Origin of the sequence: Micromonospora sp. NPDC005553, from assembly GCF_042871765.1 — a bacterium.
Classification (GTDB): Bacteria; Actinomycetota; Actinomycetes; order Mycobacteriales; family Micromonosporaceae; genus Micromonospora.
Genome location: NZ_JBIAJD010000001.1, coordinates 828,878 through 844,385, shown reverse-complemented (window position 1 = coordinate 844,385; position 15,508 = coordinate 828,878). Strand labels below are relative to the sequence as shown.

The 15,508-nt window shown below is 70.6% G+C and carries 18 protein-coding genes; 7 read left to right on the top strand and 11 right to left on the bottom strand.

Annotated features, from left to right (window positions below; genetic code table 11):
• The first annotated feature begins 842 nt into the window (after window positions 1–842).
• Entirely contained in the window at window positions 843–1,919 is a 1,077-nt protein-coding gene (locus ACFYPG_RS03885; RefSeq protein ID WP_387350098.1) for a cellulose binding domain-containing protein, read from the top strand.
• 14 nt (window positions 1,920–1,933) lie between these two features.
• Entirely contained in the window at window positions 1,934–2,182 is a 249-nt protein-coding gene (locus ACFYPG_RS03880; protein ID WP_387350096.1) for a DNA cytosine methyltransferase, read from the top strand.
• On the opposite strand, the gene ACFYPG_RS03875 is transcribed toward ACFYPG_RS03880, so the two are convergent.
• Window positions 2,131–2,682, bottom strand: coding sequence for a GNAT family N-acetyltransferase (locus ACFYPG_RS03875; RefSeq protein WP_387350095.1), 552 nt, complete (start codon window positions 2,680–2,682; stop codon window positions 2,131–2,133). The two genes, ACFYPG_RS03880 and ACFYPG_RS03875, sit on opposite strands and share 52 nt — an antisense overlap.
• A gap of 167 nt (window positions 2,683–2,849) precedes the next feature.
• Between ACFYPG_RS03875 and ACFYPG_RS03870 the strand changes: the two genes are divergently transcribed.
• Complete coding sequence (locus ACFYPG_RS03870; protein WP_355006207.1) at window positions 2,850–3,749, top strand: ABC transporter substrate-binding protein; 900 nt, start codon at window positions 2,850–2,852, stop codon at window positions 3,747–3,749.
• Window positions 3,750–3,844: 95 nt separating this feature from the next.
• Here ACFYPG_RS03870 and ACFYPG_RS03865 read toward each other — a convergent pair whose 3' ends face one another.
• Window positions 3,845–4,045: a hypothetical protein gene (locus ACFYPG_RS03865; protein ID WP_355006206.1), complete on the bottom strand. Its 201-nt coding sequence runs from the start codon at window positions 4,043–4,045 to the stop codon at window positions 3,845–3,847.
• 209 nt (window positions 4,046–4,254) lie between these two features.
• On the opposite strand from ACFYPG_RS03865, the gene ACFYPG_RS03860 reads away from it, so the two are divergent.
• Entirely contained in the window at window positions 4,255–4,869 is a 615-nt protein-coding gene (locus ACFYPG_RS03860; protein ID WP_355006205.1) for a superoxide dismutase, read from the top strand.
• A 7-nt stretch (window positions 4,870–4,876) separates the two neighbouring features.
• Window positions 4,877–5,137 (top strand): superoxide dismutase, encoded by a 261-nt coding sequence (locus tag ACFYPG_RS03855; RefSeq protein WP_279517658.1) that lies wholly within the window; start codon window positions 4,877–4,879, stop codon window positions 5,135–5,137.
• Between the two features lie 73 nt (window positions 5,138–5,210).
• Here the strand turns inward: ACFYPG_RS03855 and ACFYPG_RS03850 are convergent, their stop codons facing one another.
• From ACFYPG_RS03850 to ACFYPG_RS03830, 5 genes are read right to left on the bottom strand one after another with little or no spacing between them, the layout of a single operon-like run.
• Complete coding sequence (locus tag ACFYPG_RS03850; RefSeq protein ID WP_387350093.1) at window positions 5,211–5,891, bottom strand: ABC transporter ATP-binding protein; 681 nt, start codon at window positions 5,889–5,891, stop codon at window positions 5,211–5,213.
• Entirely contained in the window at window positions 5,888–6,892 is a 1,005-nt protein-coding gene (locus ACFYPG_RS03845; protein WP_355006203.1) for an ABC transporter ATP-binding protein, read from the bottom strand. The genes ACFYPG_RS03850 and ACFYPG_RS03845 overlap by 4 nt, the downstream gene beginning before the upstream one ends.
• Window positions 6,889–7,773, bottom strand: coding sequence for an ABC transporter permease (locus ACFYPG_RS03840; protein WP_355006202.1), 885 nt, complete (start codon window positions 7,771–7,773; stop codon window positions 6,889–6,891). Before ACFYPG_RS03840 ends, ACFYPG_RS03845 begins: the two co-directional genes overlap by 4 nt.
• Window positions 7,766–8,785, bottom strand: a complete 1,020-nt coding sequence (locus tag ACFYPG_RS03835) for an ABC transporter permease (protein ID WP_355006201.1) — start codon at window positions 8,783–8,785, stop codon at window positions 7,766–7,768. Before ACFYPG_RS03835 ends, ACFYPG_RS03840 begins: the two co-directional genes overlap by 8 nt.
• Window positions 8,755–10,353 (bottom strand): ABC transporter substrate-binding protein, encoded by a 1,599-nt coding sequence (locus ACFYPG_RS03830; protein WP_387350092.1) that lies wholly within the window; start codon window positions 10,351–10,353, stop codon window positions 8,755–8,757. Before ACFYPG_RS03830 ends, ACFYPG_RS03835 begins: the two co-directional genes overlap by 31 nt.
• A gap of 188 nt (window positions 10,354–10,541) precedes the next feature.
• Here ACFYPG_RS03830 and ACFYPG_RS03825 point away from each other — a divergent pair, with 188 nt between their 5' ends.
• Window positions 10,542–11,042 carry a signal peptidase II gene (locus tag ACFYPG_RS03825; protein ID WP_355006199.1) on the top strand — a complete coding sequence of 167 codons (501 nt, stop codon included), beginning with the start codon at window positions 10,542–10,544 and terminating at the stop codon, window positions 11,040–11,042.
• On the opposite strand, the gene ACFYPG_RS03820 is transcribed toward ACFYPG_RS03825, so the two are convergent.
• From ACFYPG_RS03820 to ACFYPG_RS03805, 4 genes are read right to left on the bottom strand one after another with little or no spacing between them, the layout of a single operon-like run.
• On the bottom strand, window positions 11,031–11,633 hold the full coding sequence (locus ACFYPG_RS03820; RefSeq protein WP_387350091.1) for a lactate utilization protein C: 603 nt from the start codon (window positions 11,631–11,633) through the stop codon (window positions 11,031–11,033). The genes ACFYPG_RS03825 and ACFYPG_RS03820 overlap by 12 nt on opposite strands.
• The gene (locus ACFYPG_RS03815) at window positions 11,630–13,075 is read right to left on the bottom strand and encodes a LutB/LldF family L-lactate oxidation iron-sulfur protein (protein WP_355006197.1); all 1,446 of its coding nucleotides are present in this window, start codon (window positions 13,073–13,075) and stop codon (window positions 11,630–11,632) included. Before ACFYPG_RS03815 ends, ACFYPG_RS03820 begins: the two co-directional genes overlap by 4 nt.
• Window positions 13,072–13,782 (bottom strand): (Fe-S)-binding protein, encoded by a 711-nt coding sequence (locus tag ACFYPG_RS03810; RefSeq protein ID WP_387350089.1) that lies wholly within the window; start codon window positions 13,780–13,782, stop codon window positions 13,072–13,074. Before ACFYPG_RS03810 ends, ACFYPG_RS03815 begins: the two co-directional genes overlap by 4 nt.
• 28 nt (window positions 13,783–13,810) lie before the next feature.
• The gene (locus ACFYPG_RS03805) at window positions 13,811–14,530 is read right to left on the bottom strand and encodes a GntR family transcriptional regulator (protein WP_355006195.1); all 720 of its coding nucleotides are present in this window, start codon (window positions 14,528–14,530) and stop codon (window positions 13,811–13,813) included.
• 112 nt (window positions 14,531–14,642) lie between these two features.
• On the opposite strand from ACFYPG_RS03805, the gene ACFYPG_RS03800 reads away from it, so the two are divergent.
• A complete protein-coding gene (locus ACFYPG_RS03800) occupies window positions 14,643–15,482 on the top strand; it encodes a fumarylacetoacetate hydrolase family protein (RefSeq protein WP_355006194.1) in 840 nt (279 codons plus the stop codon).
• Window positions 15,483–15,508 lie beyond the last annotated feature (26 nt).

Here is a 15,508-nt window from a genome sequence, read left to right as displayed (position 1 = left end):
GTCGCGCCTCGGCCCACACAGCATCGCGGCGCGCTACCTGAGAGTCTCACTGGGACTCATGGGCCGGCTGGGCATGAGATTCGGGACAGCCTCCTCGTTCGATGAACTGGGAGGGGTGCTTCGGAAGCTGCAGCAACTGAGCGAAGCACAGAAACAGCATGAATTTGCAATGACCGCCGGGCCGATGAGCACCACCCGAAGTGACAGAAAGTCAACGGATCAGTGCCCGCGATCGTGGTCGCCTACGCCACTGGCTACCGCGAGCCCGGTCCGGGGGAGCAGGTTGGGAGCAACAGGGTGCTCTGAACGGTCTTGAACTGCGTCCAACGGCATCGAAGGTCACTCAACTGTGCCCACCCTTTTCTGTGGCTCCACGTTTGCGCAGGTCAAAGAGGGTGTGGCGTCCTGTTTCACCCCGAAGAGGCCGCTGGTTCGACACCAGCATCGCCCACTCTCAGTTCGTGCAGGTCAGTAGCCCCTTGCCGGAGTAGCCGGTAACGGGCTTCGCCGTATGTGCGGCTTACGTGGGGAGCAGGCTGGGAGCAGCGTGGCTGGCTCTGGGTTCGGACCGGCATGGACCCGCCTGGCTGCGAGAGGGCGCCCCCGCGCTGTGTCTCGCAGGCTGACTGATGGCCGTCGGTCTGGTGATCTGCCCACTCGCCGGGTCCACATTGTGGGGTCGCGTACCCGGCGCTCGGGTTTCTGCCGGGACGATCAGCCATGGGCGGGCTGTCCGTTGTCCTGCCGGCGGCAGGACTGCCGTTCGTGCCTTGACAGGAAGGCGGAGCAGCAGGACAGTCGACATATTCATAGACGTTCAACTATCTACGGCGAGGTGTGCCATGCGGAAGTCGCTGACTGCTGTGGCCGCCATCGCTGTTGCCATGGTCGCGATGATGGCCGCGATCTCACACGCCAGTGCGGCGAACGCGGCGGCCGGGTGTCGGGTGAACTACGTCGTCACCAGCCAGTGGACCGGTGGCTTCCACGCCGACATCGCGGTCACCAACTTGGGTGACCTAGTCAACGGGTGGACGCTGCGGTTCGCGTTCCCCGCAGTTGACCAGCGGCTCACGCAAACCTGGAGCGCCACCTGGGCCCAGGCGGGCCAGCAGGTCAGCGCGACCAATCTGGGCTGGAACGCGACCCTGGGCACCAATGGCTCCGCGAACATCGGTTTCGTTGGCGCCTGGTCGGGCAGCAACCCCATACCGGCGTCGTTCACGCTCAACGGTGTCACGTGCACCGGCGGCGTCCTGCCCAGCGTGACGCCGACCCGGACGACCACACCGCCGGTCGCTGACTGGCCGGCGATCGTTACCTGGCTCAGCCCGACCGCCGGCGCGGTGTACACCACGCCGGGAACCGTCCCGCTGGTGGCGAACGCGACCGTGGGAGGCGGACACAGCATCACCTCGGTGTCGTTCCGGGTGGACGGCGTCACGGCGGCCCGGGGGGTGAGGACGACCGGTGACCGGTTCGAGGCGCTGTGGACACCACCGATCGGGGAGCCCGGCACCAGCACCACCTTCGTGCTGTACGTCTCGGCCGGCACCGACCAGTCGCTGTCTGGCGCTGCGCCGCCGTTGCTGGTCACGGTGGTGACGCCGGCGTCCACCGGCACCAACCATCCGCCGGCGGTGGCGTTGAGCACCCCCGGCGGGCAGACCTACTTCCTCGAGCCGACGACCGTCACGTTGGTCGCCGACGTCGCCGACACTGATCCCGGGGACCTCGTCAGCCGGGTGGAGTTGTACCTCGGCGCAACCCGGCTGGCCGTGACGCCGACCAACAGCGGACAGCGCTACCAGTTCCAGACGGCCCTGTCGGCCGGCACGTCGTCCACCTTCACCGTGCGGGTCCATGATTCCCACGGTGGCATCGGCATCTCGAACCCGCTGACCTTCACCATCCGTTAGCGCCTCGGCCCTCCGTGGAGAACGTCGCCGCCCTCTTGCGGCGAGGATTCGACGTCGTCGAAGCCAACATGGCCACGATCGGGTACAACACGCGCTGGCTATGCCTACGCGCGCCCGACATGGGCGCCGCCCACCGCCGCGACCGGCTGTTCCTGCTTTATCTGGACACTTGGAGCACCCTGGGGGCACCTCACAACTGTCGAGTGCCCTGTCAGGCCGTTATGGCGAGAGTGCGGTTGTACTCATCGCGGGTGATCGCATAAACGCGGGTCGGGCGGTTGCAGGAGGGGTCGATCGTTTCGCGGTCCAGCCGCATTCCGATTTTCCGCATGACACGTTCAGATGCGTCGTTGCCGATCTGGTGGATGCTGAGGATCCGATCGAGTTCTCGATCGACGAACGCGAAGTGCAGCGCTGCGTGGGCGGCCTCGGTGGCGAAGCCTTGGCCCCAGTACGGTCTACCCAGCCGCCAACCGATCTCGACCGCGGGCATAACCTCGGGCAGGAAGGTGGGGATCGCCAAGCCGGCAAAACCCGCCAGTTCGCTGGTCTGGCGGACCTCGACCGCGAACAGCCCGAACCCGTGTTCGTCCCAGGCGCGTTCGCAGCCGGTGATTCCCGCCGCTGTGCGTTCTGGATCGGCAGGCGTCCCGTTGCCGATCCAGCGCATGACGTCCGGATCCGCGTTGATCGCCGTCATGGGCATGATGTCGTCATCGCGCCAACGGCGCAGCACGAGTCGTGGAGTTTCGAGTCTCGCCATCGTCCTATCTTTCATGATCCGCACTATCGCCGACCGCTGCGGGGCGGATCGCATGAAACCAGTCGAGGCGTGCTGAGCCGAGGCGGTCGTTGACCATGCTGATGGCCGCCGTGGTCTCGCCGTACGGAAGTGGACGTGGCTCGGTCGCGCCTGGTAGGCAGGCGGTTGTGCGCATCGTTTCCCTGCTGCCGGCGGCTACGGACATCGTGGCCATGCTCGGCCTGACCGGGCACCTGGTCGGCCGTACCCACGAGTGTGACTGGCCGCCGGGGGCCCTGGCCGACGTCCCGGCGGTGACCGCGACGTCCCTCCCGGAGACCTTGACCAGCCGGGAGATCTCGGCGGCGATCGCCGGTGACGCGCACCGAGGCTCGTCGTTGTACCAGCTCGACGTCGCCATGCTGGAGGGGTTGAAGCCGGATCTGATCCTGACCCAGGATCTGTGCGACGTGTGTGCGGTCTCCTACCAGCGGGTCAACGACGCGGTTGGTCTGATCGATCTCGACACCACTGTGATGTCCCTGGAGGCGCGGACCATCGGCGGGATCCTGGACACTGTCGATGCCGTGGCCGCGCTGACCGGCACCGAAGGCCGGGCGGCGGAGATCCGAGCCGACGCCGAGCGTCGCCTCGCCGCGTTGCCAGGGCCGGTGCCCGGCGCGCCGACGGTGCTGTTCGTCGAGTGGCTCGACCCGTTGATGCCGGGCGGGCACTGGGTGCCGGAGCAAATCGCCCATGCGGGTGGGCGGTCTCTGCTGCTCGGGCCGGGCGCGCACAGCACCCCGCACCGGTGGTCGGTGGTCGCGGATCTGGCTCCCGAGGTGGTGGTGTTCGGGCCGTGTGGGTTCACGCCCGAGCGAACCTTCGACGAGTTGTCCGTGGCGACCGCGCAGCCCGGTTGGGCGGACCTGCCCGCGGTCCGTCAGGGGCAGGTGTGGTTGGTCGACGGGCCTGCCTACTTCAACCGCCCCGGCCCGCGAGTCGTCGACGGCGCGGAGATCCTCGCCGGCATCCTCGCCGACCGCCCCGACTCCCGCGCTCGGCGGGTGCCCCTCGACGTCGGTTGACACTGCCGCGCCTGACCGGCCGGGAAGGACATCGGTGGCGCCGGCGAAGCCAGGGCCACGGTGGGGCGGCGGCAGACCACCGCCCCACCGTGCGCTCAGGGGAGCGTGCTGCGGACTTTGGCAGCGGCCGCGACGACGCGGGTCAGGGCTTGTTCGACCTCTGCGTACCCGCGGGTCTTCAGGCCGCAGTCCGGGTTGACCCAGAGCCGACGGCGGGTACCGCGGCGACGGCGCGACGCAGGGCGTCGGTGACCTCCGCCTGTTCCGGTACACGCGGGAGTGGATGTCGTACGCACCGGGCCGGACACCGCGCTGGTAGCCGGTGGTGGGCAGGTCGTCGAGGATCTCCATCTTCGACCGGGACGCCTCGATGCTGGTGACGTCGGCGTGAACCCGCACCGGGGTGCCACGTCCGTGATCAATCACGTCCCCTGACGACAATCCGGCTCTTGTTGCACGACAATGGCAACAGCCAAACTGTGGCAGCAATGAGAGGACGTGCCCCATGGCCGTGTACAACCTGCCCGACCTGCCCTACGACTACGGCGCGCTCGAACCCGCCATGTCCGGCGAGATCCTGGAGCTGCACCACGACAAGCACCACGCCGCGTACGTCAAGGGCGCCAACGACGGGCTGGACAAGCTCGCCGAGGCACGCGACAAGGGCGATTACGGGACCCTCGTCGGTTTGGAGAAGACGTTCGCGTTCAACCTGTCCGGGCATGTCCTGCACTCGATCTTCTGGAACAACCTGTCTCCGGACGGTGGTGACCGCCCCGACGGTGAGTTGGCGGCGGCGATCGACGAGCACTTCGGCTCCTTCGACGGCTTCGCCGGTCAACTGTCCGCGGCGACCAAGGGTGTGCAGGGTTCCGGCTGGGGTGTCCTGGCCTGGGAGCCGCTGAGCCAGCGGCTGATCGTGGAACAGGTCTACGACCACCACGGCAACGTCGGGCAGGGCTCCACCCCGATCCTGGTGTTCGACGCCTGGGAGCACGCCTACTACCTGCAGTACCGCAACGTCCGCCCGGACTACGTGGACCGGCTGTGGAACCTGGTCAACTGGACCGACGTCATCTCGCGTTTCGACGCCGCCCGCGCCGCCACCCCGAAGATCTGATTCCGGCGTGAGCGGGTACACCCCCGAAGCGGCCGAGATCGTTCAGCGCGCGGCTGGGGTCATCGCGGCCAAACACCGTGGTGACCTCGCCGGCGCTGAAGCGCTGATGTCGGCGTTCAGCTCTGAGCAGGCCCGCACCCTCGGCTTCTACCTGCTGGCCGATCTCGCACTCGGCCTGGTCAAGGCGCAGAGCGGCCAGTCGATGGACGACCTGGTCCGGGAGTTGTCTCTGCTCCTGGCCGACACCGCGCAGTCCCCGCCAGCATGATGGTCCGCTGGGTTCCGCCTCAGGCGGAACCCAGCGGACAACCCCAGCTCCACCGCTCACTTGAGCGGGGACGTCAGGCCAATGCGGCTGCCGTGCTGGCCAGGTCGACGATCCGGTCACTCCAGCGGGCCAGCAGGGTCTGGTCGTGGCTGATGACCAGGACCCCGGCCTGCTGGGTCCGCTGGTAGTCGCGGATGACGGCGGCGACGTGCGCCTGAGTGGAGGCGTCCAGCATCGCGGTGGCCTCGTCGCAGAGCAGGTAGTCCGGGCGGTGTGCCAGGGCCCGGGCGAGGCAGGCGCGTTGCAGTTGCCCGTCGGAGACGGCGTGTGGCCGTCGGCTGCGCAGGTCGGCGGTGAGGCCGACGAGGTCGGCGAGTTCGGCCACCCGTTCGCGGACCGCCGGCTCGGGCGTCCGGGTGGCGCGTAGCGGTTCGGCGATCAGGTCGGCGAGGCTCAGTCGGGGGTCGGCGGCGGCACGCGGGCTCTGGAAGAGGGCGGCGACGCGGGTCCGCAGGGCGACCGGTACGGCGTACCGGATGCCGTCGACCGGTGTGCCGTCGATGCTGACCCGACCCTGATCGGGGCGGTGCAGCAGGGCAAGGACCCGAACCAGCGTCGACTTTCCGCAGCCGGAGGGCCCGCGCAGCCCGACCGTCTCTCCGCGGCCGATCCGCACTGTGACGCCGTCGAGGACGACCTGGCGGCCGTACCCGACGGTCACCTCGTCGGCGAGCAGGTGCTGCGGGCTGGTCACGTGGTGGCTCCCGTGGGTATCGGGTGGTGGCAGGCCACAGTGCCGCCACCGGCGACCGGTGTCGGCTCTGGTCGGTCCGCGCAGGTGTCGGTGCGGCGCGGGCAGCGGGGTGCGAACGCGCAGCCGGGTGGCAGCGCGGTGAGCATTGGCGGGTCGCCCGGCACCGGCCGGAAGGCCCGGTCCGGCAGGGCGTCGAGCAACGCCGAGGCGTACGGGTGGGCCGGCGCGGTGAAGAGCTGGTCGGTGTCGCGGTGTTCCACGATGCGGCTGGCGTACATCACGGCGACGGTGTCGGCGACCCGTTGCGCGGCGGCCAGGTCGTGCGTGATGAGCACGACTGCGGAGCCGTTGTCGCAGCGACGTCTCAGCAGGTCGAGGGTGTGGTCGACCAGGGGTCGGTCCAGCCCGGTGGTGGGCTCGTCGGCGATGAGCAGCGACGGGTCGGGTGCCAGCGCCAGCGCGGTGACCAGACGCTGTGCCATGCCACCGGAGAGTTCGTGGGGGTAGCGGTCCAGGTCCGCCGGGTCGAGCCCGACATCGACAGCGAGCTGGTCGGCGTCGGCGCGGTCGCGGCCGTGCGCCCGCAGCGTCTCGGCGAGCAGTCGGCGTCCGGTGCGCACCGGGTTCAGGGCGGTGGCCGGGCTCTGCGGCACCAGCCCGACGCGGCGCCCGCGCACCCTGCGCGCCAGGTGGCGCTGACCGCAGGTGATCAGGTCGACCGGTTCGCTGTCCCTGGCGTGCAGGACGGCGTGGCCGGTGGTCGTGGCGTTGCCGGGTAGCAGGCCGAGCAGGGCGTGGGCCAGGACGGACTTGCCGCAGCCGGACTCGCCGACGATGGCCAGCAGTTCGCCGGCCCGTACGGTGAGGCTGAGGTCGGTGACGGCACGCACCGTCGTGTCGCGGAGCCGGAACTCGACGCCGAGGCCGTCCACTGTGAGCAGCGGCTGACCCGCGGCGGCGCGGGGAGAGGCGAGGGCCGAAACGGATTCGGTGGTGGTCACAGGTGCAGCTCCGCTCGGATCCGGGGATCGAGGCGGTCGCGCCAACGGGCGGCGAGGACCGCGATGGCGAGGGTGACGACGACGATGACCGCGCCCGGTGCCAGGCTCGCCCACCAGGCACCGGTCAGCAGCGACCCCTGGCCGTCATTGATCATGTTGCCCAGTGAGGCGAGGTGTGGAGGCAGGCCGAGGCCGAGGAACGACAGGGCGGTCTCGTGCCACACCGCGTGCGGGATCATCAGGGTGGTGGCCAGCGCCAGCCGGGGCAGGACGTGCGGCAGCAGGTGCCGGGTGAGGACCCGGAGTCGGCCCGCCCCACCGCTGATGGCGGCGTCGATGAACGGTCGGGTCCGCAGGCTCAGCAACTCGGATCGGACGATGCGGGCGGTGGAGAGCCAGTGGGTGAGCCCGACGGAGGCGATCACGGCACCGAGGCTGGGACGCAGCATGGCGACGATGAAGATGCCCAGCAGCAGGTGGGGCATCGCGGCGATGGTGTCCACGACCCGCATCAGGATCCGGTCGACCCGGCCGCCGAGCGTGCCGGCGATCCCGCCGACCACGCCCCCGAGAACCGTGGCCACGAGGGCGGCGACCGCGCCGACGAGCAACGAGACCCGCAGCCCGTAGACGGCCCGGTGTGCCACGTCGCGGCCCAGGTCGTCGGTGCCGGCGAGGTGGGTCCAGGACGGTGCCAACCGGGTCTGGTCCAGCGCGACCGCGCTCTGGTCGAGTGGCCAGACGAGCGGTGCGAGCAGCGAGCCGGCGACTGCCACCAGCAGGACCAGACCGGCGATGACGACACCGGTCTGGCCGGGTCGCAGCCGCAGCCGGGACCGGGCCAGGTGGAGCAGCGGCGGTCGGGTGACAAGGTCAGCCATCGAGTCGCACCCTCGGGTCGGCGGCGGCGTAGGCGAGGTCGGTCGTGAGGTTCGCGGCCAGCACCACGGCGGTGGTGACCAGCGTGATCGCCGCCAACAGCGGGAAGTCGCTGCCCAGCGCGGCGGCCACCGTGACGGCACCGAGGCCCGGCAGCGAGAACACCGTCTCGACGAGCACCGCCCCGCCGACCAGCTCGGGCAGGTGGGTGCCGACCAGGGTGAGGAACGGCAGCAGCGCGGTCCGTAAGGCGTGCCCGAACAGGACCGTCCGCCCGGGCAACCCGCGGGCCCGCGCCGCGAGCACGTGGTCGTCGCGCATGCTCTCCGCCACCGCGTCCCTGACGAACAGCACGAACCACGGCGCCTGGGAAACGGCCAGCACTCCGACCGGCAGGATCAGGTGGTGCGCCACGTCGCCCCAGGAGGTGCTGGTCGCCGTGACATCGGTGAGCCCGCCCGCCGGGAACCAGCCCAGGGCCAGCGCGAACACGGCGATCGCGGCCAGGCCCAGCCAGAACACCGGCATCGACTCGACCGCGTAGGCGGCCGCCCGCAAACCCCGGTCGAAGAACCCACCCCTGCGGTACGCGGCCAGCGCGCCCAGCAGCAGACTGCCGACCAGGACCAGGGCGAGGGTCACCCCGATCAGCAACAGCGTCCAGCCGGCGCGGGCGGAGAGCACCGAGGCGACCGGCTCGTGACGACTCGTCGACCAGCCCAGATCGCCCTGGAGCAGGTTGCCGATCCAGCGCAGGTACTGCACCGGCAGTGGGTCGTCGAGACCCCAGTTGGCGCGGATCTGCGCCAGGTTCTCCTCGCTGGAGGTGAAGGCCGCCGCGCCCGCGTACTGCTTGGCGGGGTCCACCGGCGAGGCGGCACCCAGGGCGAACATCCCGATGCTCGTCGCGGCGAGCACGGGCACGGCGACCAGGAGGCGGCGTCGGACCACCACCCCGGCCCCGGCCAGTCGCCCGGAGCGGGTCACGAGCGCGTCCAGGTGTTGATGTTCCACCAGATGCTGTTCGCCACCCCGTGCTCGTGCGCCTCGACCCGGGGGGCCGCGCCCTGGACGGAGGACTTCAGCACGTAGGTGTGCCGCAGGTAGGTGAGGAACAGCCACGGCACGTCGGCGGCCAACTGCTTCTGGAACTGCGCGTACGCGGCCTTGCGGAGAGCCGGGTCGATCTGGTCGCGGCCCTCCTGCAGAGCGCGGTCCGTCACCTCGGAGCGGTACGAGCCAGGGTTGAAGTAGCCCTGCCCGGCGAACTGGGAGCTGAACAGCTTGTACGAGACGAAGTCCGGGTCGTACGGCGTGCCGTAGCCCATCAGCAGGGCGTCGGACTTCATTCGCGGGTCGATGGCGTCCCAGGTGAGCCCGGCCGGGGTGACCTCGATGCCGATCTTCTTCGCGTCGGCGGTGACGGCCAGGGCCAGGTCCTTGCGCAGGGTGTCGGTTGCCGGGTACATCAGCGTGAACCGGGCCGGCCGGCCGTCCTTGGCCCGCACCCCACCCGCACCGGGCTTCCAGCCGGCCGCGTCGAGCAGCGCGCTCGCCGCCGTCGCGTCGGCGGTCGGCGTGCCGACTGTCGAAGGGTCGGCGAACTCGGAGGTCGGGGGGACCGGTCCGAACGCCGGCTCGCCGGCGCCACCGAGGATTCCGGACACCATCGCGGCCCGGTCGACGGCGAGGTTGAGCGCCCGGCGGACCGCCGGGTCGGCGAGGACCGGGTTGCCCATCGGCAGCATCACGCCCCGGTAGTCGGCGGTCGGCACCCGCTGCACCCGGTACGCGGTGTCGGAGTCGAATCCGGAGGCGAGCTTCGGCGGCAGCTCGGCGGCGTCGAACTCGCCGGCCCGCATCCGCTGGGCGCGGACGTTGTCGTCGGCGACGAACGCCACCACGACCCGGTTGTTCGCCGGTCGACCACCGAAGTAGCGCTCGTTCGCGGTGAGCACCAGTCGGTCACCCGGCGTCCAGGACTCGACCCTGTACGGCCCGGTCCCGATCGGCTTCCGGTTGAACCCGGTGGTGTTGATGTCCTGCCCGCTGAGCAGCTTCGACGGCACGATGCCGAGGGTGAGTCGCTGGAGGAACGGCGCGTACGGGTAGCGCAGCCGGAACACGACGGTGGCCGCGTCGGGCGCGGTCACCGACTCCACCATGTCCAGGTCGGAGCGGAGCGTGGAGTCCACAGTCGGGTCCAGCACCGCCTGGTAGGTGAAGGCGACGTCCGCCGCGCTCAGCGTGGTGCCGTCGTGGAACTGCACCCCGTCACGCAGTTTCGCGGTCACTGTGCGTCCGTCGGCGGACAGCGCCGGCAATGCCGTGGCCAGCCCAGGAACGAGCCGGTTGTCACTGTCGCGGGCGACGAGCCCGTCGAAGATCAGCGCGGCGCCGTCGACGCCGAAGTTGAGCACCGGGTTCAGCGCGTCGGGCTCGTCGGAGGTGGCCACGACCAGGGTCGCGCCGCCGGCTGGGCTGTCCGGGGTGGTCGGGGCCGAGCAGCCGACGAGGACGAGCATCCCGGCCGCTGCTGTCAACGCCACGAGGCGTCGGAAGGTCGGACGGATCCGGGTCACGGAACGCTCCTGTGGTGTGGGGAACGGGGTGTGGGCGCGCAGGTGCAGCCGCCTACAGTTGATGATCACGGTGGCACAGTTGCAAGTTCTTTGCAATTGCCACACACCTGCATCATGCCCGGCGCGGCCCGTCGGAAAGGCCCTCGCTCCGGTGGTGACGGTCACCGGTGACCGGCTAGGGTTCCGGGATGTTCCGCGCCGTCGTGTTGATCGCTGCCGTGGTGCTCGCCGCCGATCAGGCCACCAAGTTCTGGGCCGAGTCAGCGCTGTCCGACGGGCAGACCATCACGCTCCTCGGTGAGCTGCTGCAACTGCGCCTCTTGTACAACCCGGGTGCTGCCTTCTCGATCGGCTCCGCGTACACCTGGATCTTCGCGGTGTTCGCCGCGGCGGCGGTGGTCGCGGTGACGGTGGTGGCCCGGCGGGTCACGTCGCGTCCCTGGGCGGTGGCGTTGGGCCTGGTGCTCGGCGGCGCGACGACGCACCTGCTGGACCGACTCTTCCGCGAGCCGGGGTTCGCGCGGGGGCACGTGGTGGACTTCATCGACTACGCCGGGTTCTTCGTCGGCAACGTCGCCGACATCGCCCTGGTGGTCGGCGTGGGCATCGTCATGCTGCTCAACGTGCGCGGCGTCCCGCTGCGGGACCCGGCGGGCGAGACCCGCGAGCAGGTGTCGTCAGACTCCTGAGCTGACCAGGACGACCTCCAGGCGGCGCGGGCCGTGCACTCCCTCGACCCGGTTCAGCTCGATGTCGCTCGTCGCTGACGGGCCCGAGATCCAGGTCAGAGGCGCGCGTGGGTCCAGCCGGGCCAGCGCCTCCGGCAGCAGGCCGACGACCTGGTCGGTGCGGACGACACAGATGTGCCGGTCGGGCACCAGGGTGAGCGCGCGTCGCCCCTGCGTCGGGCCGGCGTCGAGGATGATGGTTCCCGTGTCGGCGACCGCCACGGCACAGCCGGTCAGGACCGCATCCAGGCCGTCGAGCGCGGCCGGTGACAGCGGGGGCGCATCGCGGTGCAGCTCTCCGGCGTAGCCGTCCAGCCAATGGGCGGGGGTGTCGGTGGGGACGGCGAGCCGGCCGACCTCGCCGAGCAGCCGGTGCAGGGCCTCGGTGCCACGGTGGACGACGGCCCGGTAGTCCTCCAGGCGGTCGACGAGGGTTTCGATCAGGTCGGGGTGGTCGCCGACCCGGCGATAGCGGCGGGGCACCTGCACCGGCGGCGGGCTGTCGGCCAGGGCTGTCCGGAGCCGCCCCAGGATCTCGTCACGTGCGCTCACTGTTTTCCCCACCATTCGCGGAAGGTCTGCGGCGCGGGCAGCGGCAGGTCACGCGACCGGGTCCACGCCGATGCGGGCCAGGGCAGTCGCCGCAGCGTGCGAGCGCCGGTGCGCCGCTGACGGTACGCCCCGAGCGGCCCCGCGCCGGCCCGGGCCAGGCGCAGGGCGGCGGCCCAACGTCGGGGGCTGCGCATCACCCAGGACAGGAGCCGCATGGTGGCCCGTTCCGCTGGCGGGTGCGGTGCCTGCTGGCGGAGGTGGACCAGAATCTCCGGAATGTTGATCTTCACGGGGCACACGTCGTAGCAGGCGCCGCAGAGGGTCGACGCGTACGGCAGTGAGGCGTTGTCGGCAACGCCGGTCAGCTGCGGCGACAGGATCGCGCCGATCGGGCCCGGGTACACCGAGCCGTACGCGTGCCCGCCGGCCCGTTCGTACACCGGGCAGACGTTGAGGCACGCGGAGCAGCGGATGCAGGACAGCGCGGGCCGTCCGACCGGGTCGGCGAGCACAGCGGAGCGGCCATTGTCGACGAGCACGACGTGCACGTCCTGTGGGCCGTCCCCGGGGGTGACGCCGGTCCACATCGAGGTGTACGGGTTCATCCGCTCACCGGTCGAGGACCGCGGCAGCAGTTGCAGGAAGACCTCCAGGTCGGTGAAGGTCGGCAGCAGCTTCTCGACGCCGACGACGCTGATCAGCGTCTCGGGGAGGGTGAGGCACATGCGGCCGTTGCCCTCGGACTCGACCACCACGAGGGTGCCGGTGTCGGCGACGGCGAAGTTCGCGCCGGAGACGGCGACCCGGGCCGAGAGGAAACGCCGTCGCAGGTGAGCGCGGGCGGCTTCGGCCAGCGCGGCCGGCTCGTCGCTCAGGTCGGGCGGCGCGTCGGCCATTCGACGTTCGAAGATCTCCCGGATCTGGGCCCGGTTGTAGTGGATCGCCGGCACCAGGATGTGCGAGGGGGTGTCCTCGCCGAGCTGCACGATCAGCTCGGCGAGGTCGGTCTCGTACGCGGCGATCCCGGCGGCCTCCAGCGCCTCGTTGAGCTCGATCTCCTGGGTCGCCATCGACTTGACCTTCACGACCTCGTCGGCCCCGGTGGCCCGGGTCAGCTCGACCACGATCCGGCACGCCTCGGCCGCGTCGCGCGCCCAGTGCACAGTGGCGCCGGCGGCGGTGACGGACGCCTCGAACTGCTCCAGCAACTCCGGCAACCGACGTTGGACGTCCGCCTTGATCGCCGAGCCGGCGTCGCGCAGAGCCTCCCAGTCGGGTACCTCGTCGACGACTCGGGCTCGCTTGGCCCGGATGGTGCGGGTGGCCCGGTGCAGGTTGGCCCGGAGTTGCGGGTCGGCGACTGCCGGCCTGGCGGCGGTGGGGAACGGCAGCGGGGTGCGGATCCGCCCGCCCCCGGTGGCGGGTGCGACCGGATGGCTCATGAGCTGGCTCCCGTCTCGGCGAGAATCTCGGCGTAGTGCACGGCCCGTACGCCTGAGCGGTGGCGGTCGAGACCGCCGCCGATGTGCGCCAGGCAGGAGTTGTCGGCAGCGGCGAGCACCCGTGCGCCGGTGTCGCGGACCCGGGCGCACTTGTCGGTGAGCATGGCGGTGGAGACGTCCGGGTTCTTCAGTGCGAACGTGCCGCCGAAGCCACAGCACTCCTCAGCGTCGCCTAGCTCGACCAGGTGGATTCCGCGCACCTGGCGCAGCAGGGTCAGCGGTCGGTCGCCGAGACGCAGCATCCGCAGGCCGTGGCAGGTCGGGTGGTAGGTGACCGTCTCCGGGAACTCGGCGCCGACGTCGGTGACGCCGAGAACGTCGACGAGCAACTCGGACAGCTCGTACGTGCGGGCGGCCACCGACGTGGCCGGCGCGTGCAGGCGCGGGTACTGGTCGCGGATCATCGCGGTGCACGACCCGGACGGCGCGACGATGGCGTCGTAGGAGTCGAAGACGTCGACGTAGTTGCGCACCAGAGGCATGGCCTCGGCCCGGTAACCCGTGTTGGCGTGCATCTGCCCGCAGCAGGTCTGGTCGGCGGGGAAGTCGACGGTGTGGCCGAGTCGCCGCAGGATGCGGGTGACCGCGATGCCGGTGGCCGGGAAGGCGAGGTCGTTGACGCAGGTGATGAAGAGGGCGATCCGCATGGCGGCTCCTCGGATCTGTGGGGGTGGGTCAGGCCGAGTCGCGGGGTGTCGCGGGGGTGGGGAGCCGGTCGAAGGCGGGCAGGTGGCGCTCCCGGGCGGCGCTGAGGTGCGCCCGCATCGCCTCGGTGGCGGCTGTCGCGTCGCCGGCGACGATGGCGGCGGCGATGCGCTGGTGCTCGGTGTTGGTGTCCGGTGCGCCGGCGACCGGGAAGTACAGCCGGTGCAGGTGCAGGTGTGAGTGCAGCCGCGTGATGGTGTCCCGCAGCAACGGGCTGCCGGAGACCTCGGCGATCAGGTCGTGGAACGTCGCGTCCAGTGCGGTGAAGGCGGCGTGGCGGCGATATCCGTCGCCGGCCTCCACGTCGATGCTCGCCGCCGCCTCGACGCTGATCCGTTGGCGCGCTTCGTCGGAGGCGTGGGTGGCGGCCCGCCCGGCGGTGGCGCCCTCCAGCAGTTGCCGGACGTCGAACAGGTCGTCGAACTCGGCACGGCTCAACAGTGGCGTCGTGGTGTAGCCGGAGAGTGGGCGTTTGCGGACCAGGCCGTCGGCCTCCAGCCTCGCGAGGGCCTCACGGACGGGGGTGGGGGAGACGTCGAGCTCCCGGGCGAGCGCGTCGATGTTGACCCGCTCGCCAGGCGGAAGGATGTGGTCCATGACCAGCGTCTTTATCGACTCGTAGACGTCCTCGGCGAGGGTGAGTCGACGGGCGGGGCGGAGTCGACCCTCGCGAGGTTCCTGCTGGGCCATCTCGTCTCCTCAGCGACCCCTTGACTGTGCCGGTGTGAGCGAGTACACACGAGCCGAACAGCATCCTATAGGAAATTGGGTTCTCAGCGACCCAGGCGGTGGAGGTTGGTTCGTGAGATTCATGCGCGTCGGGCCGGTGGGACGGGAACGCCCCGTGCTGTACGTCGATGGGCGGCACTTCGACCTCTCGTCGCTCACCGTCGACATCGACGGCGAGTTCCTTGCCGGCGACGGCGTCCGGCGTGCCCGCGAGGCCACCGACCTGCCCGAGATCGACGTCACCGGGCAGCGGGTCGGCGCGCCGATCGCCCGGCCGGGTGTGGTGCTCTGCGTCGGGCAGAACTACGCCGCGCACGCCGCCGAGTCCGGTGCCGCGCCACCGTCCGAACCGATCATCTTCTACAAGGCGCCCAACACCGTCGTCGGCCCGTACGACGAGGTCCTGATCCCGCGCGGATCGACGAAGACCGACTGGGAGGTGGAGCTGGCGGTGGTGATCGGCCGAACGGCCCGCTACCTCGCCTCACCGGCCGACGCCCTCGGGCACATCGCCGGGTACGTGCTGTCCAACGACGTCTCCGAGCGGGACTTCCAACTCGCGGTCTCCGGCGGCCAGTGGTCCAAGGGCAAGTCCTGTGAGACGTTCCAACCGCTCGGCCCGTGGCTGGTCACCGCCGACGAGATCGGCGACCCGCAGGCGCTGCGGCTGCGCTCCCGGGTCAACGGCGAGCCCCGCCAGGACTCCAGCACCAAGGACATGATCTTCGACGTGGCGTACCTGGTCTGGCACCTGTCCCAGTACACCGTCCTGGACCCGGGCGACGTCATCAACACGGGCACCCCGGAGGGAGTGGGACTCTCCGGCCGCTTCCCGTACCTGACCGTCGGCGATGTGATGGAGGTCGAGATCGACGGTCTCGGTCGGCAGCGCAACACGCTGCGGGACGCCTGATGCGGTGTGACGGTCTCGTGGCGGTG

Excerpts from the sequence above, each read along its gene's own strand:
- ACFYPG_RS03810 (WP_387350089.1), bottom strand. The coding sequence starts at position 13,782 with ATGCGGATCGCCCTCTTCATCACCTGCGTCAACGACCTCGCCTTCCCG.
- ACFYPG_RS03825 (WP_355006199.1), top strand. The coding sequence starts at position 10,542 with ATGTTCCGCGCCGTCGTGTTGATCGCTGCCGTGGTGCTCGCCGCCGAT.
- ACFYPG_RS03815 (WP_355006197.1), bottom strand. The coding sequence starts at position 13,075 with ATGAGCCATCCGGTCGCACCCGCCACCGGGGGCGGGCGGATCCGCACC.
- ACFYPG_RS03875 (WP_387350095.1), bottom strand. The coding sequence starts at position 2,682 with ATGGCGAGACTCGAAACTCCACGACTCGTGCTGCGCCGTTGGCGCGAT.
- ACFYPG_RS03860 (WP_355006205.1), top strand. The coding sequence starts at position 4,255 with ATGGCCGTGTACAACCTGCCCGACCTGCCCTACGACTACGGCGCGCTC.
- ACFYPG_RS03840 (WP_355006202.1), bottom strand. The coding sequence starts at position 7,773 with ATGGCTGACCTTGTCACCCGACCGCCGCTGCTCCACCTGGCCCGGTCC.
- ACFYPG_RS03805 (WP_355006195.1), bottom strand. The coding sequence starts at position 14,530 with ATGGCCCAGCAGGAACCTCGCGAGGGTCGACTCCGCCCCGCCCGTCGA.
- ACFYPG_RS03885 (WP_387350098.1), top strand. The coding sequence starts at position 843 with ATGCGGAAGTCGCTGACTGCTGTGGCCGCCATCGCTGTTGCCATGGTC.